Source organism: Yoonia litorea (assembly GCF_900114675.1).
Taxonomy (GTDB): domain Bacteria; phylum Pseudomonadota; class Alphaproteobacteria; order Rhodobacterales; family Rhodobacteraceae; genus Yoonia; species Yoonia litorea.
In genome coordinates this window covers 244,652-269,937 of the sequence record NZ_FOZM01000003.1, presented here as the reverse complement: position 1 = coordinate 269,937, position 25,286 = coordinate 244,652, and the positions used below count along the sequence as shown (strand labels likewise).

General features: G+C 57.3%; 21 protein-coding genes and 1 pseudogene. 21 read left to right on the top strand and 1 reads right to left on the bottom strand.

The window, feature by feature from the left end; translation table 11 throughout:
* The first annotated feature begins 43 nt into the window (after nt 1-43).
* From BM316_RS16785 to BM316_RS14415, 9 genes are all read left to right on the top strand, one after another.
* Nucleotides 44-838: a hypothetical protein gene (locus BM316_RS16785; RefSeq protein ID WP_207493717.1), complete on the top strand. Its 795-nt coding sequence runs from the start codon at nt 44-46 to the stop codon at nt 836-838.
* Nucleotides 839-854: 16 nt separating this feature from the next.
* Complete coding sequence (gene ureC, locus BM316_RS14455) at nt 855-2,615, top strand: urease subunit alpha (RefSeq protein WP_090210022.1); 1,761 nt, start codon at nt 855-857, stop codon at nt 2,613-2,615.
* Between the two features lie 120 nt (nt 2,616-2,735).
* Nucleotides 2,736-2,960, top strand: coding sequence for a DUF1127 domain-containing protein (locus tag BM316_RS14450; protein WP_090210020.1), 225 nt, complete (start codon nt 2,736-2,738; stop codon nt 2,958-2,960).
* Between the two features lie 22 nt (nt 2,961-2,982).
* Nucleotides 2,983-3,432, top strand: coding sequence for an urease accessory protein UreE (locus BM316_RS14445; protein WP_090210018.1), 450 nt, complete (start codon nt 2,983-2,985; stop codon nt 3,430-3,432).
* Nucleotides 3,383-4,060, top strand: coding sequence for an urease accessory protein UreF (locus BM316_RS14440; protein ID WP_242649920.1), 678 nt, complete (start codon nt 3,383-3,385; stop codon nt 4,058-4,060). The genes BM316_RS14445 and BM316_RS14440 overlap by 50 nt, the downstream gene beginning before the upstream one ends.
* A gap of 9 nt (nt 4,061-4,069) precedes the next feature.
* Nucleotides 4,070-4,693: an urease accessory protein UreG gene (gene ureG / locus BM316_RS14435; protein ID WP_090210015.1), complete on the top strand. Its 624-nt coding sequence runs from the start codon at nt 4,070-4,072 to the stop codon at nt 4,691-4,693.
* 150 nt (nt 4,694-4,843) lie between these two features.
* A complete protein-coding gene (gene acs / locus BM316_RS14430) occupies nt 4,844-6,802 on the top strand; it encodes an acetate--CoA ligase (protein WP_090210013.1) in 1,959 nt (652 codons plus the stop codon).
* A gap of 248 nt (nt 6,803-7,050) precedes the next feature.
* Entirely contained in the window at nt 7,051-7,446 is a 396-nt protein-coding gene (locus tag BM316_RS14420) for a TadE/TadG family type IV pilus assembly protein (protein WP_131802597.1), read from the top strand.
* Nucleotides 7,447-7,449: 3 nt separating this feature from the next.
* Entirely contained in the window at nt 7,450-9,018 is a 1,569-nt protein-coding gene (locus tag BM316_RS14415; protein ID WP_090210006.1) for a pilus assembly protein TadG-related protein, read from the top strand.
* 5 nt (nt 9,019-9,023) lie between these two features.
* Here BM316_RS14415 and dnaE read toward each other — a convergent pair whose 3' ends face one another.
* Nucleotides 9,024-12,521 (bottom strand): DNA polymerase III subunit alpha, encoded by a 3,498-nt coding sequence (gene dnaE, locus BM316_RS14410; protein ID WP_090210004.1) that lies wholly within the window; start codon nt 12,519-12,521, stop codon nt 9,024-9,026.
* A gap of 113 nt (nt 12,522-12,634) precedes the next feature.
* On the opposite strand from dnaE, the gene BM316_RS14405 reads away from it, so the two are divergent.
* From BM316_RS14405 to BM316_RS14350, 12 genes and pseudogenes are all read left to right on the top strand, one after another.
* The gene (locus BM316_RS14405; RefSeq protein WP_090210001.1) at nt 12,635-12,964 is read left to right on the top strand and encodes an ArsR/SmtB family transcription factor; all 330 of its coding nucleotides are present in this window, start codon (nt 12,635-12,637) and stop codon (nt 12,962-12,964) included.
* Nucleotides 12,927-13,073, top strand: a pseudogene (locus tag BM316_RS16900) (SRPBCC domain-containing protein); the annotation flags it as partial. The gene BM316_RS14405 and the pseudogene BM316_RS16900, both read left to right, overlap by 38 nt.
* Nucleotides 13,074-13,087: 14 nt before the next feature.
* Nucleotides 13,088-13,429, top strand: coding sequence for an SRPBCC domain-containing protein (locus BM316_RS16820; protein ID WP_278246882.1), 342 nt, complete (start codon nt 13,088-13,090; stop codon nt 13,427-13,429).
* Nucleotides 13,430-13,608: 179 nt separating this feature from the next.
* A complete protein-coding gene (gene xdhA / locus BM316_RS14395; protein ID WP_090209997.1) occupies nt 13,609-14,964 on the top strand; it encodes a xanthine dehydrogenase small subunit in 1,356 nt (451 codons plus the stop codon).
* Nucleotides 14,961-17,351, top strand: coding sequence for a xanthine dehydrogenase molybdopterin binding subunit (gene xdhB, locus BM316_RS14390; RefSeq protein WP_090209995.1), 2,391 nt, complete (start codon nt 14,961-14,963; stop codon nt 17,349-17,351). Before xdhA ends, xdhB begins: the two co-directional genes overlap by 4 nt.
* Entirely contained in the window at nt 17,348-18,088 is a 741-nt protein-coding gene (gene xdhC / locus BM316_RS14385; protein WP_090209993.1) for a xanthine dehydrogenase accessory protein XdhC, read from the top strand. The genes xdhB and xdhC overlap by 4 nt, the downstream gene beginning before the upstream one ends.
* Nucleotides 18,085-19,608, top strand: a complete 1,524-nt coding sequence (locus BM316_RS14380) for an ABC transporter ATP-binding protein (RefSeq protein WP_090209991.1) — start codon at nt 18,085-18,087, stop codon at nt 19,606-19,608. The genes xdhC and BM316_RS14380 overlap by 4 nt, the downstream gene beginning before the upstream one ends.
* Before the next feature lie 93 nt (nt 19,609-19,701).
* Nucleotides 19,702-20,784: an ABC transporter permease gene (locus tag BM316_RS14375; protein WP_090209989.1), complete on the top strand. Its 1,083-nt coding sequence runs from the start codon at nt 19,702-19,704 to the stop codon at nt 20,782-20,784.
* 301 nt (nt 20,785-21,085) lie between these two features.
* Nucleotides 21,086-22,000, top strand: a complete 915-nt coding sequence (locus tag BM316_RS14365; RefSeq protein WP_090209983.1) for an ABC transporter permease — start codon at nt 21,086-21,088, stop codon at nt 21,998-22,000.
* A 29-nt stretch (nt 22,001-22,029) separates the two neighbouring features.
* Complete coding sequence (locus BM316_RS14360; RefSeq protein ID WP_090210416.1) at nt 22,030-23,109, top strand: BMP family ABC transporter substrate-binding protein; 1,080 nt, start codon at nt 22,030-22,032, stop codon at nt 23,107-23,109.
* Nucleotides 23,110-23,391: 282 nt separating this feature from the next.
* Nucleotides 23,392-24,330, top strand: a complete 939-nt coding sequence (locus BM316_RS14355; protein WP_165606608.1) for a type IV pili methyl-accepting chemotaxis transducer N-terminal domain-containing protein — start codon at nt 23,392-23,394, stop codon at nt 24,328-24,330.
* Between the two features lie 99 nt (nt 24,331-24,429).
* Nucleotides 24,430-25,278, top strand: a complete 849-nt coding sequence (locus BM316_RS14350) for an MBL fold metallo-hydrolase (RefSeq protein ID WP_242649919.1) — start codon at nt 24,430-24,432, stop codon at nt 25,276-25,278.
* Nucleotides 25,279-25,286: the final 8 nt, after the last annotated feature.

The window sequence follows — 25,286 nt, the reverse complement described above, 5'->3', positions numbered from 1 at the left end:
CTTATAATCAACCTATAGTAAACTCTATTGGATGGGGAAAACCATGACACCCGCAATTACACTTTCCATGTCTGCTCAGGCTATGCAGGTCGCCAGCGCAATGTTCGGCCAGCAAATGCGGCTGACTGATGCGTGGATTGATCAATCACAGGTTGCACATCGTGCGCTGATGACACCATACTATTCGCTTGTTGCCACACAGAAAAAATCCACAACTGTCACGCCGGTCAAAAAACCCGCTGCGAAGCCGGTGGCCAAAAAGGTCGCGCCGAAACTGGTAAAATCGGAAGCACCTAAGCCTGAGAAGCCCGCAACGGTCGCTAAGATCGAAGCAGTGGCACCGGCAAAAGCCGACGCACCCAAAAAGAAAGCCGCCGCCAAAGCGGCACCGGCCAAGAAGCAAGCCGCTAAACCGACGCCAGCCAAGAAAGCTGCGGCACCCAAGGCGGCAAAGACAACTCAAGCACCAGCGAAGCAAGCTGCCAAAACCAAGGCACCTGCCAAGGCTGCGACGCCAAAGAAGGCAGCCACCGCCAAAGCCGCTCCGGTGAAGTCGGACGTCAAAGCCAAGCCCGCTGCTCCAACTGCCGCCAAGGCTGAGGCACCGGCGAAAGCAAAGGCCCCTGAAACGGCGCCAAAGGCAGCCGCGGCAACACAAGCAATAGCACCGAAAGCCAAGGTAGAGGCCCCAGCATCCAAGCCAGCGCCTGCGCCCGCAACGACACCAGCGGCCGCGAAGACGGAAGCCCCAATTGCGCCGAAGACGGCCCCGCGCAAGAAGCCTGTGACCGTCTCCGATGCACCTTGGGACGGCAAGCCCGCGACTGCCAAGACCTGATAACGGAGAGCCCTGAATGCCAGCCACGATCTCACGCGCCGATTACGCCGCAATGTTTGGCCCCACGGTGGGGGATCGTGTCAGGCTTGCCGATACAGAGCTGATCATCGAAGTCGAGCGTGACCTGACCGCAGAACGCGCCGGCGCCGCAATGAGTGACGGTGAAGGCAAGAACGCCATGACCTATGGCGAAGAGGTCAAGTTCGGTGGCGGTAAAGTCATTCGCGACGGCATGGGCCAGAGCCAGCGCACGCGGGCAGAAGGGGCGGTCGATACGGTCATCACCAATGCGTTGATCGTCGATTGGACAGGTATCTACAAAGCTGACGTCGGCCTCAAAGACGGGCAGATCGCAGCGATTGGCAAGGCTGGCAATCCTGACACACAGCCAGGCGTCGATATCATCATCGGGCCTGGCACCGAGGCAATCGCAGGCGAGGGCCGCATCCTGACTGCCGGGGGGATCGACAGCCATATCCACTTTATCTGTCCGCAGCAGATCGAAGATGCGCTTCATTCCGGCCTGACGACCATGATTGGTGGCGGCACGGGGCCTGCGCATGGCACGCTTGCGACAACCTGCACCCCGGGTCCTTGGCATATCGGCCGGATGTTGCAAGCCGCTGACGCCTTCCCGATGAACCTTGCTTTCGCTGGTAAAGGCAACGCGGCCCTGCCAGCGGCATTGGAAGAACAGGTGCTGGCCGGCGCGTCCTGCCTGAAACTGCATGAGGACTGGGGAACGACACCCGCAGCCATCGATACCTGCCTATCTGTCGCGGATGCGTGGGACGTGCAGGTGATGATCCACACCGACACGCTCAACGAAAGCGGCTTTGTCGAGAACACCGTTGCCGCCATGAAAGGCCGCACAATCCACGCCTTTCATACTGAGGGTGCGGGGGGCGGTCATGCGCCAGACATCATCAAGATTTGCGGCGAAAGCCACGTCCTGCCATCCTCGACCAATCCGACGCGGCCTTTCACCGTCAACACGGTGGACGAGCATCTCGATATGCTGATGGTGTGCCATCACCTCGACAAATCCATCCCCGAGGATGTGGCCTTTGCCGAAAGCCGTATCCGCCGCGAAACCATCGCTGCGGAAGACATCCTGCATGACATGGGGGCCTTCAGCATCATCGCGTCTGACAGTCAGGCGATGGGCCGCGTTGGCGAGGTGATCATCCGCACCTGGCAGACGGCGCATAAGATGAAAGTGCAGCGCGGCGCACTGTCCGAGGAGCAGGGCGACAATGATAACCTACGGGTCCGGCGCTACATCGCGAAATACACGATCAACCCTGCGATTGCGCATGGGATCTCGCAGCACGTGGGATCGATAGAAGTCGGCAAACGCGCTGATCTGGTGCTTTGGGATACGGCCTTTTTCGGCGTGAAACCCGAGATGGTCCTGTTGGGCGGGACGATTGTGGCCGCCCAGATGGGTGACCCGAACGCATCGATCCCGACACCACAGCCGGTTTATACGCGGCCGATGTTCGGCGCTTACGGGCGCTCGGTCGAGAATAACGCCGTGACCTTTGTAAGCGCGACTGCTCAGGACGCGCGCATTGGCGAAACCCTTGGCCTTGCCAAAAAGACGCTGCCGGTCGTCAACACACGCGGGATCGGCAAGACAGACCTCAAGCTGAATAGTGCGATGCCGCAGGTCGACGTGAATCCAGAAACCTACGAAGTGCGCGCCGACGGTGAGTTGTTGACCTGTGAGCCAGCAACGGAACTGCCGATGGCGCAGCGATACTTCCTGTTTTGACGCAAGGGCAGCTTTGCATGACGCGCATGATGGCAATGCAGGTTTGGCCGTTGATGGTCCAAGAGGCGCATCCTAGCTCTGTCTCAGGGGGGAGAACGATCCAATCCCGAGAGGCTATCTATGTCGTTAAGACCCGACAACACTTTGATTACAAACCGCGAAATGCTGACCGAACTGGTGCTGGCACCTTTCTATGCGCTGGCACGCGGTATCGAACGCCTTGCCGAGAGCAATGCGCGCACGCAAGCGCTTCGCGCTGTGTCCGACATGACCGACGCCGAGCTGAAAGCAAAGGGGCTGACCCGCGCCGAGGCGGCCGCAATGGTGTTCCATCACGACGCATAAGCATTGATCAGGATGGCCGCGAATGACGGTCGCCCACGAGATCATCCACTTTCACGGCACGCCTGATGATACGGTCAGCCTGACTTACGATGCGCGATTGCTGCGCCGTAAGAAGCTGATCACGGATCAGGGCGTGCCGTTTCTTGTTGATCTGGCGCAGACGACATCGGTCACAGGTCACGACGCATTTCTGCTGACCGACGGGCGCAAGATCGCTGTCATTGCCGCTGATGAGCCGCTGATGCGTGTCACTGGAGATCTGACACGGCTTGCATGGCATATCGGCAATCGACATGCGCCCTGTGCAATTTCTGATGACGGGCTTTTCGTTCAGCGCGAAAAAGTTATGCGCTCTATGCTAGAGCAACTGGGTGCCACTGTTGAGGACGTGACCGCGCCATTCACGCCGGAAGGTGGGGCCTATGGCCACGGGCGAACAATGGGTCACGATCACAGCCATTCCCATGCGTGACCTTGATCTCCTGACCCTGACGCAATGGCTGTCACCGGCTTACCCCGTCGGCGCTTTTGCCTGGTCGCACGGGCTTGAGCAGGCGATCGCCCGTGGTGATATCAGTGGCCGCGATGGGTTGGCGGATTGGCTGGCCGCTGTGTTGACACATGGCGCGGGCCGGAGCGATGCAATCCTTCTGGCCGAAGCCTACCGTTCCGATGATGTCACTGAAGTCGCTTCGCTGGCAGCAGCCCTTTCGCCGTCGAAAGAACGCCGGATGGAAACACTTCAGCAAGGGGCGGCCTTTGTTGCCACCACCCGCGAGGTCTGGGCATTACCGCTTCCCAATATGGCGTTTCCAGTTGCGGTCGGGCGTGCTGCCGCGCTTGCGGACTTGCCTCTGACGCCGGTGTTGCAGGTCTGGCTTCAGGCGTTCGCCTCGAACCTTGTGCAAGCGGCGCAACGCCTGATGCGGCTTGGACAAACCGACGGCCAGCGCATATTGGCACAGCTGCATCCCATCATTCTGGCGGTCGCGGCAGAGGCAGAGGCTGCAAGCCTTGACGATATCGGCAGCGCCACATTTGCCGTCGATACCGCTTCGATGCAGCATGAGGCGATGGCCTCGCGGATTTTCCGGTCTTAAGGAGAAGACATGTCACCAAACGGACCATTGCGTGTTGGAATTGGCGGGCCGGTCGGCGCTGGCAAAACAACGCTCACAGCCGAACTGGCCAAAGCACTTAAGGATCAGGTCAGCCTCGCGGTGATCACCAATGACATCTACACGCAAGAGGACGCCGAAGCCCTGATGCGGATGCAAATCTTGCCGGCCGATCGTGTGATGGGTGTCGAAACGGGCGGCTGCCCTCATACGGCAATCCGTGAGGATGCCTCAATCAATCTGGCTGCGGTTTCAGAATTGCGAGCCCGCCATGCCGATCTGGATCTGATCTTGATTGAAAGCGGCGGGGATAACCTTTCCGCGACTTTCAGCCCGGAACTTGCCGATGTGACGATCTATGTGATCGACGTTGCTGCGGGCGAGGAAATACCGCGCAAGGGTGGGCCCGCCATTACGCGCTCTGATATTCTGGTAATTAACAAGACAGACCTTGCACCGCATGTCGGAGCGTCGCTTGAAGTGATGGAAAGGGATGCGACACGGATGCGTGGGGACTTGCCATTCATTTTCGCTCAACTGCGTCAGGGCCATGGGGTCGGGGAAATCGTTGAACTGATCAAGGACATTGGCGGCTTAAGCCCCTCACCCTCTTGACGCAGATCAAAGCGGCGACAGGCCAGCCCGTCGCATATTCGCGCACGAACGCGCGAAAGGGTTGGATTCAGGACTGAATTCGGTTTCACTTTACGCGGAGGAGACCTGCACGCGTGCGTGTGGGAAAGCCAAGACAAAGGGAGCTTGTGAATGACCGAATATCCAGCCGATACCTATGCACCATCTGCCGAAATGGCCGCCGGCGCGCATGCCGACAAAGCAAAATACGAAGAAATGTATGCTGCCTCCATCTCCGATCCGGAAGCCTTCTGGGGTGAGCACGGCAAGAGGCTCGACTGGATCAAGCCCTATACCAAGGTCAAGAACACCAGCTTCGCCCCCGGCAATGTCGATATCCGCTGGTACGAAGACGGCACGCTGAATGTCAGCGCCAACTGCATTGACCGCCATTTGGCCACACGCGGCGATCAGACAGCAATCATCTGGGAGCCGGACAGCCCCGACGATGAAGCGCAACACATCACTTACAAAATGCTGCACGAAAAAACCTCGATCATGGCGAACACGCTCAAAGAGCTCGGCGTGAGCAAAGGTGATCGCGTTGTCCTCTATCTGCCAATGATCCCTGAGGCAGCCTATGCCATGTTGGCCTGCGCGCGTATCGGCGCGATCCATTCGATCGTCTTCGCCGGTTTCTCTTCAGATGCATTGGCCGCAAGGATAAATGGATCGCAGGCGAAGGTCGTCATTACGGCTGACGGTGCGCCACGCGGCGGACGCGTCACCAACCTCAAGGACAGTGTCGACAAGGCACTGAGCGCGGTCGAGCACGATTGCAAATGTCTGTGTGTCAAACGGACCGGTCAGGATATCGGCTGGACAGAAGGCCGTGACTTCTGGCTCGACGATCTGGCAGCAAAAGTCAGCGCGGACTGCCCCCCAGAAGAGATGAACGCAGAAGATCCGCTCTTTATCCTTTATACCTCTGGTTCGACCGGCCAGCCGAAGGGCGTGGTCCACACAACCGGTGGCTACCTCGTCTATGCGTCGATGACACAGGAATACGTGTTCGACTATCACGACGGAGATATCTTCTGGTGCACCGCCGACGTCGGCTGGGTGACGGGCCACAGCTATATCGTCTATGGACCGCTCGCGAATGGCGCGACCACGTTGATGTTTGAAGGTGTGCCGACTTATCCCGATGCGGGCCGCTTCTGGGCCACTTGTGAAAAGCACAAGGTCAACCAGTTCTATACAGCACCTACCGCGATCCGTGCGCTGATGGGTCAGGGAAACGGATTTGTCGAGAAATACGATCTTTCCGATCTTAAAGTGCTGGGGACGGTCGGGGAGCCGATCAACCCCGAAGCTTGGAACTGGTACAACGATGTCGTTGGCAAGGGAAACTGCCCGATTGTCGATACCTGGTGGCAGACCGAGACAGGGGGGCACTTGCTGACGCCTCTGCCTGGTGCCGTGGCGACCAAGCCTGGCTCAGCCACGCTGCCATTCTTCGGTGTGCAACCTGTCATCCTTGAACCGACCTCTGGCGAGGAAATCCACGAAACCGCAGCAGAAGGCGTGCTTTGCATCAAGGACAGCTGGCCGTCACAGATGCGCACGGTCTGGGGCGATCACGAGCGTTTTGAGAAAACCTACTTCGCTGACTACAAGAACTACTACTTCACCGGCGATGGCTGCCGCCGCGATGCGGACGGCTATTACTGGATCACTGGTCGCGTGGATGACGTGATCAACGTCTCTGGCCACAGGATGGGTACGGCAGAGGTCGAGAGTGCCCTTGTCGCGCATCCAAAAGTCGCAGAAAGCGCCGTTGTGGGGTATCCGCATGACATTAAAGGTCAGGGCATCTACGCCTATGTGACCCTGATGTCCGGCGAAGAGCCATCTGATGAGTTGCGCAAAGAGCTTGAGACCTGGGTTCGTTCGGAGATCGGCCCCATTGCAAAGCCGGATCTCATTCAGTGGGCGCCGGGGCTACCCAAAACCCGTTCAGGAAAGATCATGCGCCGCATCCTGCGCAAGATTGCTGAGGACGATTTTGGTGCACTTGGTGATACTTCGACCCTTGCAGACCCGTCAGTCGTCGACGAGCTGATCGAGAATCGCATGAACCGCAGCTAAGCGACTCATCAGCTGACACGAAAAGGGCCGCACCATTGGTGCGGCCCTTTTGATTGGCGCGCATCGCATGAAACCATGCGATCTTTGACGACAATTTTGCAAGAAAGCGCGTGTGAGACCGCCTCTGTTCCCGTATTGGTGACAAACCCAGATGTTTCCAGAAACAGGTCACACAAAAGACTGGACCCCATCACAAAAGTGGCCGAATATGAACGGTATTTAAACGCGTCATAAAGGGAGCGTTCATAATGCCAACACATTTCATAAGACGATTTCAGGGAGATGAGCGTGGAACAGCCACAGTCGAGTCCCTTCTCTGGATGCCGCTGTTCTTCTATCTTTTTGTTTTGATTACAGACGTTTCATTCATCTTTTACGGTAAAGCTGAGGCGCTCCGGATCATTCAGGACGGCAATCGGGCGTACTCCGTAAACTCTCTTGAAACTGACACTGAGACCAGCGCCTATATCAAGAGCAGGCTTGTTGCTTTGGCACCCGCCAGCGAGGTCACGACATCCGTTGTGAACGGCGTCATCATTACGACAGCGACGATGCAGGCCAGCGATCTTATGGCAGTTGGCTCAATCCCTACTTTTGTTGACACCGAAATCAGCATCACCTCCCAGCACTACATGGAGAACTGAGTAATGGCTGATCCTCGGTTCGCGCATACGCGCCGTTTCGCCAAGAAGTTTAAAGAAGACACTGACGGCAGCATGACCGTGCTGGGGCTGTTTTTATTTGTTGTGTCGGGCATTCTCGGTGCGCTCGCACTTGATGTAACTGCAATGTATGCCAACCGCACCCACCTTCAGGTGGCTGCTGATCAGGCGGCACATGCCGCACTTTATAATTTGCGGATTGGTGGCAAGGACCACGACGAAGCCAAGACTGCCGCGATTGATGTCGTGCAGGCCACATTACCGATTGCCGGAAACGGGATCACAGTTGATGCGGACGATATTGAGTTCGGCATTTACGACCCAGCCACCGAGACCTTTACAGCGGACCCTACCTCGCGCGTCGCAGTCAGGGTCATCACATCCTTCAGTGATGAGAGATCGAATGCGGCAACAACGTTCCTTTTCCGTCTGATTGGGCGAGACAGTTTTCAGATTTTCGCGCAGTCGACTTTCGCGACATACACACCCGACTGCTTCAGCGACGGATTCTTGGCTGAAGGTATTGTCGACATGCAGAACCAGAACTTCTTCGGCGCAGGCTTATGTGTGCACTCCAATATCGAAGTGCAGCTTCAGGTGAATAACGAATTTGAAAACGGGGCGATCGTCTCGATGCCAGGCGGCGCGAACACGGTGGTGGTACCTGGCGACAAGATCGACGATGTGAGCGGCTTGTCAGATGCCCTTGCCGATGATGAATTCGATCTGCGTGTGCTCTCGCGTATTGAGAACATGCTCTATCAGTATCAAAACCCCACTGGCACCGACTTCCCCCATCCTGGTGTGTCAGGCGATGAAATCGGTTGGCCATCCTATATCACCGACAAAATCATGCGGGACCTTGGGACTGTCAGCGAGATTGACAGCACAACCCTGACCGCGGGCGGTGTGTATTATGTGAATTGCTCACAACCGAATAAGGGACTGACCATTTCAAGCGGAAACGGGAGCAGTGCCCAAGCCTCCGTATCAGATGACACCAGCGCGACCAGACAAGGCAAGCGTGCCGGATCTGAGGATACGCGTATGCAAAAAAACGAAAACAATAACGGTCGTAACAATCGGGACGATGATACCACAGATGGCGATACCGGTCGTGGCAGTGAAGACGCGCTACCAGTCTTGAGCGAAGTGATTGTCATCACACCTTGTGACGTGAAGTTCGGCGAGGGCAGCGTGATTGAGAATGCGCGCGTCATCTCGCTGTCTCAGGGCGACAAGAGTTTTCAAGCGCCGCATGGGCTTTCGCTCGGGTCTCTGGACTCTGAGGGGTGTGAGCAAAACGGGGCGCAGCTTGTCACGATGGGTGGCGTCAGCTTTGCAGCCGATTTCGCGGCCTTCGGGTCGCAAATCTTTACGATGGGCGACATCAAGTTCGCTGCAACTCCGGGAAAGCCCAATGACTTCAAGGGCACATCAATGGTGTCTAACGGCGTGATTGATATGGCCTCTCACGTCAATGCGCAGGCGGGCTGCAACTCGGCCAGCGATGACAACGACATCCAAGCCACATTCCTGAAAATGGTGAGGTAGCGGGCTTAAGCGTCCTCAACCTCGATGACGCCGCCAAGACTGCGTAGCGCGCCCTTGATCTGCGGATTCACAGGAAAATCGTCGCCGAGGTCCAGTTCGACTTCGCCGGGCAGGCCGTCGCCCATCAGGCAAAAATAGATCGGTCCTCGACCGCGCACACCATCGCGCGCGGCATTGGACAGGATAGACTGGACAGAGGTGATGACATCGGGCGCGTCGATGAAGACGCGCAGTCCTGCTCCGCCCGCATCCGCCACCATAGCGTCGATCGGTGTGACGGATCGCGCGAGCAGCTTGAGCTGGTCCGCCTCCATCGTGGCCTCGCAAGTGATGACAACTCTTGCGCCAGTTTCAAGATGTTCGCGCGCCTTTTCCAGCGTGTCAGAGAACATCGTCACTTCGTATTGGCCCGTCGGGTCGGAAAGCTGCACAAAGGCAAAGCGGTTGCCCCGCGCCGACTTGCGTTCTTGCCGGCCTGAAACAGTGCCAGCCATTTTGACGATGGCGGCACCGCGCTCTGCCTTTGCCATCACATCATCCAGCGTCATTACCTGCTTGCGCTTGAGTGGCCCCATGTAATCATCAAGTGGATGGCCAGAGAGATAGAAACCGATGGCTTTGAATTCTTCCGCCAGGCGTTCAGCCGGCAGCCAATCGTCGCCAGCAATCAGACGGGGTTCCGGCAGGTCCTCACCGGCCTCACCAAAGAGCGAAACCTGATTGGAGGATTTCTGATCGTGGATCGCGGCCGAATAGCTGGTCAGCGCATCAATGCTCATCAAAACGCGGCGGCGGTTAGGGTCGAGCACGTCGAAGGCCCCTGCCCGCGCAAGCATCTCAAGCGGGCGTTTGCCGATGCGTTTCAGATCACAGCGGCGGGCAAAGTCGAACAGATTGACGAACTCGCGATCCCCGCGTCCATCAACGATCAGTTTCATCGCCTCGACGCCGACATTCTTCAGCGCGCCCAGCGCATAGACCAGCTTTTGATCCTTTACATCAAATGTCGCCTGACTGCGGTTCACGCATGGCGGGATGTAGTCGATCCCGAGGCCCTTTTTCACCTCTTGGAAGTAGACGCCCAGCTTGTCAGTCAGATGGATATCGCAATTCATCACACCGGCCATAAACTCGACCGGATGGTTCGCCTTGAGCCAGGCGGTCTGGTAGCTGACCACCGCATAGGCCGCAGCGTGCGACTTGTTGAAACCGTAGTTGGCGAATTTCTCAAGTAAGTCGAAAACTTCGCGTGCCTTTTTGGCGTCGATCCCGTTTTCCTTGGCGCCCGCCTCGAATTTTGGGCGTTCGGCGTCCATCGCCTCTTTGATCTTTTTCCCCATCGCGCGGCGCAGCAGGTCTGCACCGCCAAGGCTGTAACCCGCCATGACCTGCGCGATCTGCATCACCTGTTCCTGATAGACGATGATGCCTTGGGTTTCCTCCAGAATGTAGTCGATGGAAGGGTGGATCGATTCCAGTTCCTTCTTGCCGTTCTTGACGTCGCAATAAGTCGGGATGTTCTCCATCGGTCCGGGGCGGTAGAGCGCCACAAGCGCCACGATGTCTTCGATACAGGTAGGTTTCATGCGCTTAAGCGCATCCATCATGCCCGAGCTTTCCACCTGAAATACGGCAATGGTTTTTGCCGCCGAGTACAGATCGTAGGATTTCTCATCATCCAGCGGGATTGCACCGATGTCGTATTCAAAACCCGCTGGCGCATCGTAAAGCTTGGTGCCGTCAGCAGCGATGTTCAGCGGGCGCCCCGCTTGTCTGATCAACTCGACTGCGTTCTGGATCACGGTCAGGGTTTTCAGACCAAGAAAGTCGAACTTGACCAATCCGGCCTGTTCCACCCACTTCATGTTGAACTGGGTGGCTGGCATGTCCGAGCGCGGGTCTTGGTACAGCGGAACCAGTTCGTCCAAGGGCCGGTCCCCGATCACCACACCAGCAGCGTGGGTCGAGGCATTGCGCAACAGGCCCTCGACCTGTTGGGCATAGGTCAGGAGACGATCTACGACCTCTTCTGCCTTGGCCTCTTCGCGCAGGCGCGGTTCATCAGCCAACGCCTTTTCGATACTGACAGGTTTGACGCCCTCTACAGGAATCATCTTGGACAGGCGATCCACCTGCCCATAAGGCATCTGCAACACGCGACCCACGTCACGGACAGCCGCCTTGGACAACAGCGCACCAAAAGTGATGATCTGCCCTACCTTGTCGCGGCCGTATTTCTCTTGCACGTAGCGGATCACTTCTTCGCGCCGGTCCATGCAGAAGTCGATGTCGAAGTCAGGCATCGAGACACGCTCAGGGTTCAGGAAGCGTTCGAACAGCAGCGAGTAGCGCAGGGGATCAAGGTCGGTGATCAAGAGCGCATAGGCCACAAGCGAGCCCGCACCGGACCCCCGCCCCGGACCTACAGGAATGCCATTTTCCTTGGCCCATTTGATAAAGTCCGCAACGATCAGGAAGTAGCCGGGGAAGCCCATCCCTTCGATAATCCCCAGCTCGAACTCAAGGCGCTTTTCGTATTCCTCGACAGGGGCGGCATGGGGGATGACTGCAAGGCGTGCTTTCAAGCCTTCCTGCGCCTGTCGGCGGAGTTCGGCGACTTCGTCGCCAGCAAATCTGGGCAGGATCGGATCGCGCTTGTACGCCTTGAATGCGCAGCGCTTTGCGATTTCGACCGTGTTCTCGACCGCCTCCGGCAAATCCGCAAAAAGGGTCACCATCTCTTGTGGCGATTTCAGGTAATGTTGCGCTGTCAGACGACGGCGGGGTTCCTGTTGGTCAACATATGCCCCCTCCGAAATGCAGATCAGCGCGTCATGCGCTTCGTAAAGTTCCGGCTTTGGAAAGTAAGCGTCATTTGTCGCCACAAGCGGCAAGCCTTTGGCGTAGGCCATTTCGATGTGTCCACGCTCTGACAGACGCTCTGCTTCCGGCAGGCCACCGTCGCCGGGATGGCGCTGCAGTTCGACATAAAGGCGGTCAGGGTAGATAACCGCCAGGCGATCCATCAGCGCCTCGGCTTTGGGGCGCTGGCCCTGCCGCAAAAGCCGTCCAATCGGGCCATCTGGTCCGCCAGACAGACAGATCAGCCCCTCGGCATGGGCGGCCAGTTCCTCGACTGTGACCTGTGGGAGTTGACCTGCCGCATCCAGATAGGCGCAGGAGTTCAGCTTCATCAGGTTCATATACCCCTGCTCGGACTGGGCCAGCAGGACGATGGGTGCAGGTGCTTCAGGGCGCTTTCCCGGCTCAGGCTCAAGGTAGGTCACATCGACCTGACAGCCGATGATAGGCTGAATCCCCGCTTTCGATGCGCCTTCCGAGAATTCCAAGGCGCAAAACATGTTGTTGCTGTCAGTGACCGCCACGGCTGGCATATCCATGCCAGCAGCCAAAGCGGGCAGTTTCTTGACAGGAATCGCGCCTTCCAGAAGTGAGTATTCTGTGTGAACGCGCAGGTGAATGAATCGGGGATCAGATGCCATAGGCGCAGGGTAGCCGAACACCCATTGTGAGCAAGCTGGATTCGGCTCAAATTTAGTTAGCCATATTGCTAAGTGTATTGACAGTATGATGCAGATGGGACGATGTTGACGTCATGACTCATCCTCTTGATTCCTTTTTTGGCGCTATGTCCGACCCGACACGCCGCGCCGTTATTGAACGTCTCGCCTCTGGTCCGGCCAGCGTCAGTGAACTGCACGCGCCACACAAAATGGCACTGCCAACGTTCATGCGTCATCTCAAGGTGCTTGAAGAAACCGGTATCGTCAGGTCGATCAAGAAAGGACGGGTCAGAACCTGCCATATCGAACCGGAACCGCTGATCGCAGCACAAGGTTGGCTCGCATGGCAGAAAGAGATTTGGGAAAACCGGTTAGACAGCATGGATGCGGTTGCCGCTTCGCTGGAGCAATTCAAGGACTGAGACAATACTTTCTTTTACCCGGGAACTCGCAGTTTCTCCGCACAGTGTCTGGAGGTGCTGGACTGAGCCCGAATTGCTGAAGCAATGGTTTGCGCCACGCCCTGTATCGACGACTGAACCAAAATCGAAGCATTCTCCGGCGGGGCGTTTGATACGACGATGGTTATCCCTGATATGCCTGAACCGACGTCGGGGCAGGGCTGCGTGCTTGCAGCAGAAGAGGACCGTCGCTTTGCATTTACCAACATGATGACCGCGGGTTTCCATCCGCAAGACACATCAGGTGAGGGGCAGTTTCCATTCACAGCAGAGATCAAAATCACGCCGAAAGACACTGGTTGCACATATACGGTGACGGCCCGCCACGTTGATGCGGCCGGCGCGGAACAGCACAAGGCTATGGGTTTTTTCGAAGGCTGGGGCACTGCGGCCGATCAAATGGTCGAGGTCGCAGCAACATTATAACGAAAAGAAAGCTGAAGAATCCGGCATCTGCGTCTGTGAGCGCAGATTCTTGGAAAGATTTCCTTGCCAAAGACGATTCCCGCCGCTTTCATGGGCTTCAGCTTACGCGGATGGTGTCTACGTCGCATCGACACCTCTTCCACCGCGCAACCGATGGTAAGGCGACGGTCAATTGAACAATGAACGTCACGTTTCTTCTCAATGGGGAAACCGTGCAGGTGGAGGCGGAGCCAACCCGTACCCTGCTTGACTGGCTGCGCGAGGATCGTGGTCTTTGCGGCACCAAAGAGGGCTGCAACGAGGGGGACTGCGGGGCCTGCACTGTCATGGTCTCTGACAAGGATGGCGCCAAGGCGCTGAACGCCTGCATTCTATTTATGCCGCAACTGCACGGCAAAACTGTACGCACAGTCGAAGGGATGAGCGGTCCTGACGGCCAGATGCATCCGGTTCAGCAAGCGATGGTCGATCATCATGGGTCGCAGTGCGGTTTTTGCACCCCCGGCTTTGTCGTTTCGATGGCTGTGGCTCACGCAAATGGCCGCAAAGACCACGACGATGTTTTGGCCGGTAATCTGTGTCGCTGCACTGGCTATGTACCGATCATCCGGGCAGCCGAGGCCGCAGCTGATGCCGCGGTGCCGGACTGGCTCAATGAGGCGACACCCGATGTCGAAACCCCAGAATTTGCGCCAGAGACGCTTGATGACCTTGCTGACTGGTATGCGGCAAATCCGGACGCAACAATTATCGCCGGCGCGACCGATGTTGGTCTTTGGGTGACCAAACAGTTGCGCGATCTGCCGAAGGTCGTTTTCCTCAATCGCTGCCGTGATCTGCAGCACATCGAGGTCGGTGAAGAGACCATCTCAATCGGTGCAGGTGTCACCATGGCAGATGTCCATGACGCGATGAAACAGTTTCACCCTTCTTACGCTGAAATGATCCGCCGCTATGGGTCCGAGCAGGTCAGAAGTGCCGCGACGATCGGCGGCAATATCGCCAATGGCTCGCCGATCGGGGACAACCCGCCTGCGCTGATCGCGTTGGGTGCAACGCTTCATCTGCGCCATGGAACAGATACGCGTGATTTGCCGATTGAGGACCTCTTTGTCGCCTACGGTCAGCAGGACCGCAAAGCAGGTGAATTGGTCACCGGCGTAACTTTCCCGAAATCGGCGCCTGCCTTGCGGTGCTACAAGATTTCAAAGCGGTTTGATCAGGATATCTCTGCAGTTTGCGGATGCTTTAACGTGACTGTCGAGGACGGTGTCGTCGCAACAGCACGTATCGCGTTCGGCGGCATGGCTGGCACACCGCATCGCGCCGAAACTGTCGAGGCAGCTCTCATCGGAAAGCCTTGGTCGCAGCAAACAGTCACCGACGCGGCTGACAAATTCGGCGCTGACTATACGCCGATGTCAGACATGCGCGCCTCTGCCGACTACAGGTTGGAAACTGCGCGCAACCTTCTGTTGCGGTATTTCGCCGAACTGCAGGGCGATGAGGTGAGTGTCCTGGAGGTGAAGGCATGAGCGTCGCGAAACCCCTGCCCCACGATGCTGCTGCCCTGCATGTGACGGGCGCTGCGCGCTATATTGATGATATCCCGACGCCAAACGGCACGTTGCATCTGGCCTTCGGCATGTCAGAGATCGCTTGCGGCCGGATTACTGAATTGGATCTGATGAAGGTCAAAGCAGCAGAGGGCGTCATCGACGTGTTGGTCGCAGATGACCTGCCATTCGCGAATGATGTCTCACCCTCGATTCATGATGAGCCTTTGCTGTCTGACGGAACAATTCATTACCTTGGACAGCCAATTTTCCTGGTTATTGCTACTTCGCATCACGCAGCAAGGAAGGCCGCGCGACTGGCAGAGATCAACTATGATGAATATCATCCCATCCTGACCTTTGACGAGGCAATGGATGCCGGGTCGCATTTTGAAGAAGCACCGCGCGTCTGGGCCAAAGGCGATATTGACGCAGCGCTTGCATCAGCACCGCACCGCCTGCAAGGGCAGATCGAGATGGGCGGGCAGGAACACTTCTATCTCGAAGGACAAGCCGCCCTCGCACTGCCGCAGGAAGGCGGCGACATGGTGGTTCACTCTTCGACGCAGCATCCTACTGAAATTCAGCATAAGGTGGCAGAGGCCATAGGTAAGCCGATGCACGCCGTTCGCTGTGAGGTGCGCCGGATGGGCGGCGGTTTCGGTGGCAAGGAAAGCCAAGGCAACGCTTTGGCCGTCGCCTGTGCGGTCGCGGCTGGCGCCACTGGCAGGCCTTGCAAGATGCGTTACGACCGCGATGACGACATGATCATCACTGGCAAACGTCACGACTTTCGTATCACATATGATGTTGGTTTTGGTGATGATGGCCAGATCGCCGGGGTAGGTTTCACCCAAATGACACGCTGTGGCTGGGCGCTTGATTTGTCATTACCTGTCGCTGACCGCGCAATGCTGCATGCCGACAATGCCTATCATCTGCCCGCCGCGCGTATCACGTCACACAGGTTGCGGACAAACACCCAATCGGCAACCGCGTTCCGCGGGTTTGGCGGACCGCAAGGTGTCGTTGGGATCGAGCGCGTGATGGACCATATCGCAGCCACGCTCGGGCTGGACCCGGTGTTGGTGCGTCAGCGCAATTTCTATGAGGCGATGGACAAAGTGGGGCTATCAGCGCCCGACGCGTCGGCTCAATCGCAAGATGCTTCGGATCATCAGGTGCAAGCGGGGCGCGGCCGCCGCTATGGTGGTGAATTCTCGCCGAAGCCTGTCGTTCAGACCACACCCTATCACATGCCGGTCACGGACTTCATTCTGCATGAGATGACTGACGCACTGCTTGAAAAGGCTGACTACGCAGACCGGCGCGCCGCAATCTCGGAATGGAATCAAAATCAACCGATCCTGAAGCGCGGGATCGCGTTTTCTCCGGTGAAATTCGGGATTTCCTTTACCCTGACGCACCTCAATCAAGCGGGTGCATTGGTGCATGTCTATCAGGATGGCTCAGTCCATATGAACCATGGCGGCACCGAAATGGGCCAAGGGCTATTCCAGAAGGTGGCGCAGGTCGCCGCCAGCCGGTTCGGCATAGATGTCTCTGCGGTCAAGATCACTGCGACAGATACCGGAAAAGTGCCAAACACCTCGGCGACTGCTGCATCATCGGGATCAGATCTGAACGGTATGGCGGTGGCCAATGCCTGCGACACGATCCGCGGTCGAATTGCGGAATGTCTGGCGGGCCTCCACGACGTATCTCCCGAACAGATAAAATTCGCAAATGGCAAGGTTTCGTTTGGCGATATTGAGCTTCCCTTCGCGGAGGCTGTTCAGACCGCCTATCTCAATCGCGTCAGTCTCTCGGCCACAGGGTTTTACAAAACACCGGATCTGTCCTGGGACCGGATCAAGGGTGAGGGTCGGCCATTCTTCTATTTCGCGCAAGGTGCTGCGATCACGGAAGTCGTGATCGATACGCTCACCGGCGAAAACCGTATTCTACGGACGGACATCCTGCATGATGCCGGTGCCTCTCTGAACCCAGCACTCGATATCGGGCAAGTAGAAGGCGGTTACGTGCAGGGCGCGGGTTGGCTGACGACAGAAGAGCTGGTTTGGGACGACAAGGGCCGCCTGCGGACTCATGCGCCGTCAACCTACAAGATTCCAGCCTGTTCTGACCGGCCTGACGTTTTCAATGTCGAACTCTGGGACGCACCAAACCCTGCACAGACGATCTATCGCTCGAAAGCCGTGGGTGAGCCACCGTTCATGCTCGGAATTTCGGCCTTTCTTGCCTTGTCAGACGCGTGCGCGGCCTGTGGTCAGAACTATCCCGACCTGCAAGCACCAGCGACTGCAGAAGCCGTTCTGGCGGCCGTCAAAAGGGCACGTGGATGAGCGCGGCTATCCGCATCACGGTGAGCCGCACAGCCGGCTCTGTGCCGCGAGAAGCTGGCACGCAGATGCTCGTCTACAATGATAGGATCGAAGGCACCATTGGCGGCGGGACACTCGAATGGCAGGCGATGACCGAAGCAAGGCGCATGCTTGCCGAGGGGCGCAAAACGTTTTCGATGACTTACCCGCTTGGACCCGCTTTGGGACAATGCTGCGGTGGGTCTGTCACACTCGACTATGAAGCGGCTGAAACTATCGAGACACCCCAAAGCCGTCCATTGTGGATCTATGGTGCTGGTCACGTCGGGCGCGCCATCGTGAATGTGATGGCGCCTCTGCCGCAGTTTGACATCACATGGGTCGATACTTCCGCAGATCGTTTTCCCGATACCGAAGTAACGGTGCTCGTCGCCTCCGATCCGGTTCATGTCGTCAAACACGCGCCCGAGAATGCCGACCATCTGATTCTGACTTACAGCCACGAAATTGATTTGGCGCTTTGCCATGCTCTGCTCTCACAGCGGTTCGGCAGTATCGGGTTGATTGGATCGGCGACAAAATGGGCCCGTTTCAAGCGCAGGCTCGCCGCTTTGGGGCATTCCCCTGAACAGATTGCACGTATCGCGTGCCCTATCGGGGATCCGGTCCTTGGAAAGCACCCTGCCGAGATTGCACTTGGTGTCGGTGCTGCCATGATCACCCAGAGCAGAGAGCAATCAAAGGATCGCACGGCATGACAGAACCGCTTTTGCGCCTTTCGGGTTTGACCAAGGCTTATCCTGGCGTGGTTGCCAACAAAGATGTGTCATTCGACATCGGGTATGGCGAAGTTCACGCGCTTCTTGGTGAGAACGGCGCCGGCAAGTCAACGCTGGTCAAGACGATCTATGGTTTGGTGAAACCCGATGCCGGGTCGATGACGCTTGAGGGCCAACCTTTCGCGCCACAGGAACCCCGCATTGCGAGAGCATCCGGGATAGCCATGGTGTTCCAGCACTTCTCGCTTTTCGATGCGATGAATGTGGCCGAAAACATCGCGCTGGGCATGGAGAACCCGCCTCCACAGGCCGAGATCGCGGCGCGGGTGCGGCAGGTCTCTGACCAATACGGGCTTCCGCTTGACCCTGACAGGATCGTCGGGGAGTTGTCGGCTGGCGAGCGCCAACGTGTTGAAATCATTCGTTGCCTGCTACAGGACCCCAAGCTGCTCATCATGGATGAACCCACATCGGTGTTGACGCCGCAGGAAGTCCAAATTCTTTTCGAAACCTTGCGCAAGCTTTCATCCGAGGGGACAGCAATCCTCTATATCTCGCACAAGCTCGAAGAAATCCGCGCCTTGTGTGAAAATGCGACAGTGCTGCGTCTCGGACAGGTGGTTGGCACCTGTGACCCACGCGAAACATCGGCGCGGGACATGGCCGAACTGATGGTCGGCACCAAACTGCATGTGCCAGAAAAAGCCCCACGCCCGGTCGGTGACGTGATCCTAGCGCTCAAAGGACTCTCCGCCCCCGCGCCACACCGCTTTGGCACACCCTTGCGTGATATCAACCTTGAGGTCCGCAAAGGCGAGGTACTGGGGATTGGTGGAGTGGCTGGCAATGGGCAGGATGAACTGGTAGCGGCCCTTTCGGGAGAGCTGCGGACGAAACGCGCGATGGTGCGTTTTCAAGATAAGGATATCGGGCATCTGCCTCCAAACGCGCGCCGGAAGGCCGGACTTCTTGCTGCACCTGAAGAGCGGATGGGTCATGCAGCCGCCCCAGACATGAGCTTGACAGAAAACGCGATCCTTACAGCGACCACGCGCGAAGGACTGGCTAAGAAGGGGTTTCTACAGTGGGGCAAGGCACGCACTTTTGCCGAAGGTGTCATCAAAGCCTTCGACGTGCGCACGCCCGGGCCACAAAACGCCGCTCGCTCGCTTTCCGGCGGTAACTTACAGAAATTTGTGATTGGTCGGGAGATCATGCAGCGCCCTGATGTGCTGGTTGTGAACCAGCCAACCTGGGGCGTCGATGCCTCAGCTGCCGCGGCGATCAGGCAGGCCCTGCTGGATCTGGCGGCGAATGGCTCGGCCGTCATCGTGATCAGTCAGGATCTTGATGAACTCATGGAAATCTCTGACCGGTTTGCCGCCTTGAATGAGGGGCGTCTTTCGTCTCCACGCGCGGCGACCGGACTGACCGTCGAAGAGATTGGCCTGATGCTGGGCGGCGCACATGACATGGAGGTGGCGCATGTCGATGCATAAGAAGACTTTCAGAAAGGGTCTTCAACCCGAAACGCAAGACAACACACTGCGGCGCATATCCGTTTTGATCCAATCACTTTCAGAGGGTGGGCAATGATACGACTTGAAAAACGCCCTCAGCCATCCCGCCCTTGGGTTTTTGCCACGCCAGTGCTTGCTGTTCTTCTGACAATGCTTTTCGGCGGACTGCTTTTTGCAGCGCTTGGTCAAAATCCCTTTGAGACGATCAGAACAATCTTCTTCGATCCGCTCTTTTCAGAATTCGCCTGGTTCTATCGCCCGCAGCTTCTGATCAAGGGGGCGCCACTTGTCCTGATTGCAATGGGTCTCTCTTTTGGCTTCCGCGCGGGAATTTGGAACATCGGGGCTGAAGGCCAATACATCGTAGGCGCAATTTGCGGCGCTGCGGTTGGTCTGGCTTTCTATCCGATGGAAAGTTTCATCATCTTCCCTCTCATGGTCGTCGCCGGTGCCTTGGGCGGCTTTGCTTGGGCAATGATCCCCGGCTTTTTGCGGGTGCGGTTTGGGACGAATGAAATTCTAGTGTCGCTGATGCTGGTCTATGTGGCTGAACAGCTATTGGCCTCAATGGCGCTTGGCGCGTTGCGAAACCCCGATGGCATGGGCTTTCCGGGCAGCCGGAACCTTGCTCAATACGACAGCGCGAGCAGCTGGATCAGTCAGAGTGCCGGCATGCACTGGGGCGTCGTCGCGGCCCTGATTGCTGTGATCGTGGCCTACATTGCCCTTTCGCGGCACATCTTTGGGTTCAATGTCAAACTGTCGGGGCAAAGCCCGCGTGCAGCCCGCTTTGCAGGCGTGAACCCCGCGCGTCTTGTTTTGGTCTGCATGGGGATCTCTGGTGTCCTAGCGGGGCTTGCTGGTCTTTTTGAGATCGCAGGACCGGCAGGGCAGGTCAGCATCGACTTCAATGTCGGCTACGGTTTCACCGCGATCATTGTTGCCTTCCTTGGACGGCTTCATCCCGTGGGGATTTTGCTGGCGGGTGGATTGATGGCACTGACCTACATTGGTGGCGAAATTGCCCAATCAAACCTCGGGCTGCCACTTGCAGCGATCCAGCTCTTGCAGGGGATGCTTCTGTTCTTTCTGCTCGCCGTCGATGTTTTGACGAATTTCCGCGTGCAGTTCGGTCGCAAGGAGGTGGCATCGTGAGAAGCATAGCCACACCCTTTGTAGCCGGTGCCTTGATGGGACCGATGATGCTGTCGATGCTGCATAAGACCCTGAGCGGCGGGACAAGTCCTGTGTCCGCAATAACAACATTTGTCGTGGGGCATTTCGCAGTCTTATTGGCGCTTCTCGCCTCATTTGCAGTTGCGCGGCGTTTCATCCCGCAATTACGGAACAGACTTGGTCGTATGCACACCCCAAGGGCCAGGCATGTCGGTGTCATGGTCATGTCCGCCGGAGCGACGGCCTCTGTCGTTCATCTCGCAATTCATGGAGGCTTCTGATGGATCTGTCCTCTATTAATCCGATCCTCCTCCTTGCCTCGCTCATGGTTGCAGCCACACCGATCCTGCTTGCGGCGATTGGCGAATTGGTCGTCGAGCGGGCTGGCGTTTTGAACCTTGGCGTTGAGGGGATGATGATTACCGGTGCCGTCTGCGGTTTTGTTGTTGCCGTCAACAGCGGCTCACCCTGGCTCGGCTTTGTTGGGGCTGCGGTTGGAGGTGCGCTGCTTTCTGTTGTTTTTGGTGTCCTCACCCAATTCCTTTTGTCCAATCAAGTGGCGACGGGCCTTGCCCTGACGCTTTTCGGGTTGGGCCTCTCGGCGCTGCTGGGACAAGGCTACATCGGGATCAAGGCACCGTCCTTTCCTGACTGGGATATCCCCCTTCTCGGCGACATCCCAATCGTCGGACCTATCGTCTTCCAGCACGACCCGATGGTTTATGTGGGGCTGATCATCGTTGCGGGTGTCTGGGCGTTTCTCAAATACAGTCGCGCGGGCTTGATCCTGCGAGCCGTTGGCGAGAACCATGAAGCCGCCCATGCATTGGGCTACCACGTCGTGCGTGTGCGTATGCTCGCCATCATGTTCGGCGGGGCCTGTGCCGGGCTCGGCGGCGCATACCTGAGCCTGGTGCGCGTCCCGCAATGGACCGAAGGCATGACTGCCGGTGCTGGCTGGATCGCCCTTGCCATCGTCGTCTTCGCCAGCTGGCGGCCATGGCGGCTTTTGCTGGGCGCTTATTTGTTTGGCGGCGTCACTGTTTTGCAGTTGAACTTACAGGCAGCCGGCGCGGCAATTGCAGTCGAGTATCTTTCAATGGCACCCTATCTGGCCACCATCGCGGTTCTGGTTATTATGCGGGCCGGACGTGCGCCCGGGTCACTGGGGCAATCTTTCCACGCCTCACGCTAGGGGCACTTAACACCACCAAGGGGATGAAGATGACAATTAAGAATATTCTGGCAGGTGCGACGGTCGCACTTGGCATGGCAACAGGGGCTGTCGCTGACGGGCACGAGCCTGTCAAAGTCGGCTTTGTCTACGTCGGGCCGGTCGGCGACGGCGGCTGGACATACGAACACGATCAGGGCCGTCTGGCCGTGGAAGAGGCTTTGGGCGACCAGGTCGAAACCGTCTATGTCGAAAGCGTGCCTGAGGGCCCGGACGCTGTGCGCGTCATGACACAGATGGCGCTGCAAGGTGCTGACCTGATCTTCACCACATCTTTCGGTTACATGGACCAGACCATCGAGGTTGCATCCCAGTTCCCCGATGTGAAGTTCGAACACGCCACCGGCTACAAGCGCGCTGACAACGTCTCGACCTATTCGGCCCGCTTCTATGAAGGCCGCGCGGTTCAGGGACATATCGCCGGACACATGACAGAGAGCAATATCATCGGATACATCGCCTCCTTCCCGATCCCGGAAGTCATCCGCGGCATCAACTCTGCATTCATCCATGCACGTGAGGTGAATCCGGATGTCGAGTTCAAGATCGTCTGGGCCTACACATGGTTCGACCCTGCAAAAGAAGCTGAAGCAGCAAACGTTCTGATCGAACAGGGTGCCGATGTGATCCTGCAGCACACAGACTCGACCGCACCACAAGCGGCTGCACAAGCTGCGGGCAATGTTGTCACCTTCGGTCAGGCTTCGGATATGGCCGAGTTTGCGCCATTCCCGCGCGTTTCCTCAATCATTGATGACTGGGCACCTTACTACATCGCCCGCACCCAAGCTGTCATCGACGGCACCTGGGAAAGCATGGACACATGGGACGGCATCGGGCCTGGCATGGTGAAGATCGGTGAAATCACCGACGCCGTACCTGCAGAGGTCAAAGCTTCGGCTGAGGACATGATCGAGCGCCTGCGCACCGGTGAATACCATGCCTTCACAGGACCTCTGAATCGTCAGGACGGATCGGTCTGGCTTGCTGACGGCGAGGTTGCCGATGATGGCACGCTTGCTGGCATGAACTTCTACGTCGAGGGAATCGACGCAGAGATTCCTCAGTAAAATAGGGCAAAATTGTGTCAAAGGGCTGCGGTTTCGCGGCCCTTTTTTATGTTCCGTTCACGTAAATATGGCTTTTTGCAAATGTTTTGCAGAAATGCTTGACCCATCAATTCTTTTGCGGCCATGTGAATGCACCACGGTGGGGGCTGTGGCGAATTTAGCGAAGCTAGATTTCGTTTTGTGAGACCGAGGCATGCCATCCGGCAGAAGGTGTGTCAGTTTAAGAGTAACCAATTTCGTGCGATCACGCAGGGTCGCCAAGCCAGAGGAAAGTCCCCCAAAATGTTTAAGAGTATGCCCTTTGGGCGCTGTGCAAATCTGCTCGGCGCGGTTGTTGTTTCTACGTTTGCCACAGCAGCATTGGCTGAAGACGCCGCGCAGCCGGTTCCAGACATGCAACTTGCTGCGGCTAATATGCTTGAAGACGATGGTGCGAGTGAACGGATCAATCAGTCAGGCAAGCTACGGATGTTGAGCCAGCAGGTTGTTGCCGCAGGCTGCTACGTCCGCGCCGGTGTTGATACGTCAGCCACTTGGCCCACGCTGATCAATGCGTCGAAGGAATTTAACGATATCCTATACGCACTTGAATTTGGTGATCCAAGCCGCGGCATTTTTGATCCAGAAGAACGCCGCCGCACACTGGTCGGTCTGACCATGTTGAATGAGCATTGGGGTCCGGTCGAAGAACAGGCCCGTCTGATTTCTGTCGGCGCCGGTGATGCAACGACCGTCGCGGAACTGGCCGCACTGAGCGTGCCTCTTCTGGAGTTCGCGCAGCGCATGACTGCTGAAATTACCGCGCAATATTCCAACCCTGCAGTGCTGGTACAGGCTGATGCCTTGCTGATCGACATCGCAGGTCGCCAGCGTATGTTGTCGCAGCGCATTTCCAAGAATGCCTGCCTGACTGGCACAGGTCTTGGTAGCGAAACTGTTTCTGCTGAACTTCAGGCGGCATCGGAATTGTTCGAAAACTCTCTCTATGCGCTCGCGAATGGCATGTCAGCCGCAGGTGTTCGCCCGCCGCCAACCGAAGAGATTGCAGATGCACTTGCCGGCGTGACTGCTCGCTGGGAGGCGCTGAAACCCATTCTTGCGTCAATTGAGCAAGCCGATTCCGAGACACTCGCGATTGTCTTTGCACAGACTTCCGCCATGACGGCTGAGATGAATAGCATTGTCGGGCTTTACAGCGACGCATCGAAGACGGGCATCTAGTTCGCTTCGCAGCAGACAAAGTGGGGTTTGTCTGCTGCGCGGATGGCTGGGCAATTCTGTTTCTTCGGTGCAAAGTGATCCCATGATGAGGATCGATTTGTGACCGACAGTCTTGCCCTGATGGGGGTCAAGGGTGGCCCCGCCATTCGCCCCGGCTCTCAAATGCCGGTTTCCATGCTCTTGCGCATGGATGGTAAAAATATCGTCGTCGACTGCGGACTCGGGGTGACCCGGGGTATTTGTGATCAGGGCGTCGCGCTGACCCAGATCGACATGATCGTGATCACGCACCTTCACTCTGATCATTATCTGGAGCTTGGTCCCCTTTTTCATACCGCGTGGACAGCAGGCCTCAATCGGACAATTCCAGTCATCGGACCCAAGGGTTTGGATGACTACTGGCACGCCTTTCAAGAAAGCATGCGGTTCGACATCGACTTGCGGATCAGGGATGAGGGGCGCTGCGATTTCGATAGCCTTGCTGCAATTTCCGTCATTGGCGACAGCCATGACTTTGGCGGCATCACCATGCGCGCAATGCGCAACGTGCATCCGCCAATCGTCGATACATTCGCACTGCGTTTTGACGGGCAGCACAGCAGCGTCACCTTGTCAGGCGACACCGCCTACATGCCAGAAATGGCCGAATTCGCGCGCGGGTCTGATCTTCTGGTTCACGAGGCCATGCTTCGAGACGGAGTTGAGGCACTCTGCGCGCGCATGACCAACGGTGACGAACGCCTTCGCACCCATATCTTGCGCAGCCATACAGATGCAGAGGACGTGGGACGCATCGCAAAAGATGCAGGTGTAAAACAACTCGCCCTCAACCATATGGTCCCAGACGGCGATCCTGACTTCACTGATCAGAATTGGACCGATGCCGTGCGCAAACATTGGGACGGCCCGTTCTTTTTAGGGAAAGACGGCTTGCAGATCACGCTCTAGACACAGCG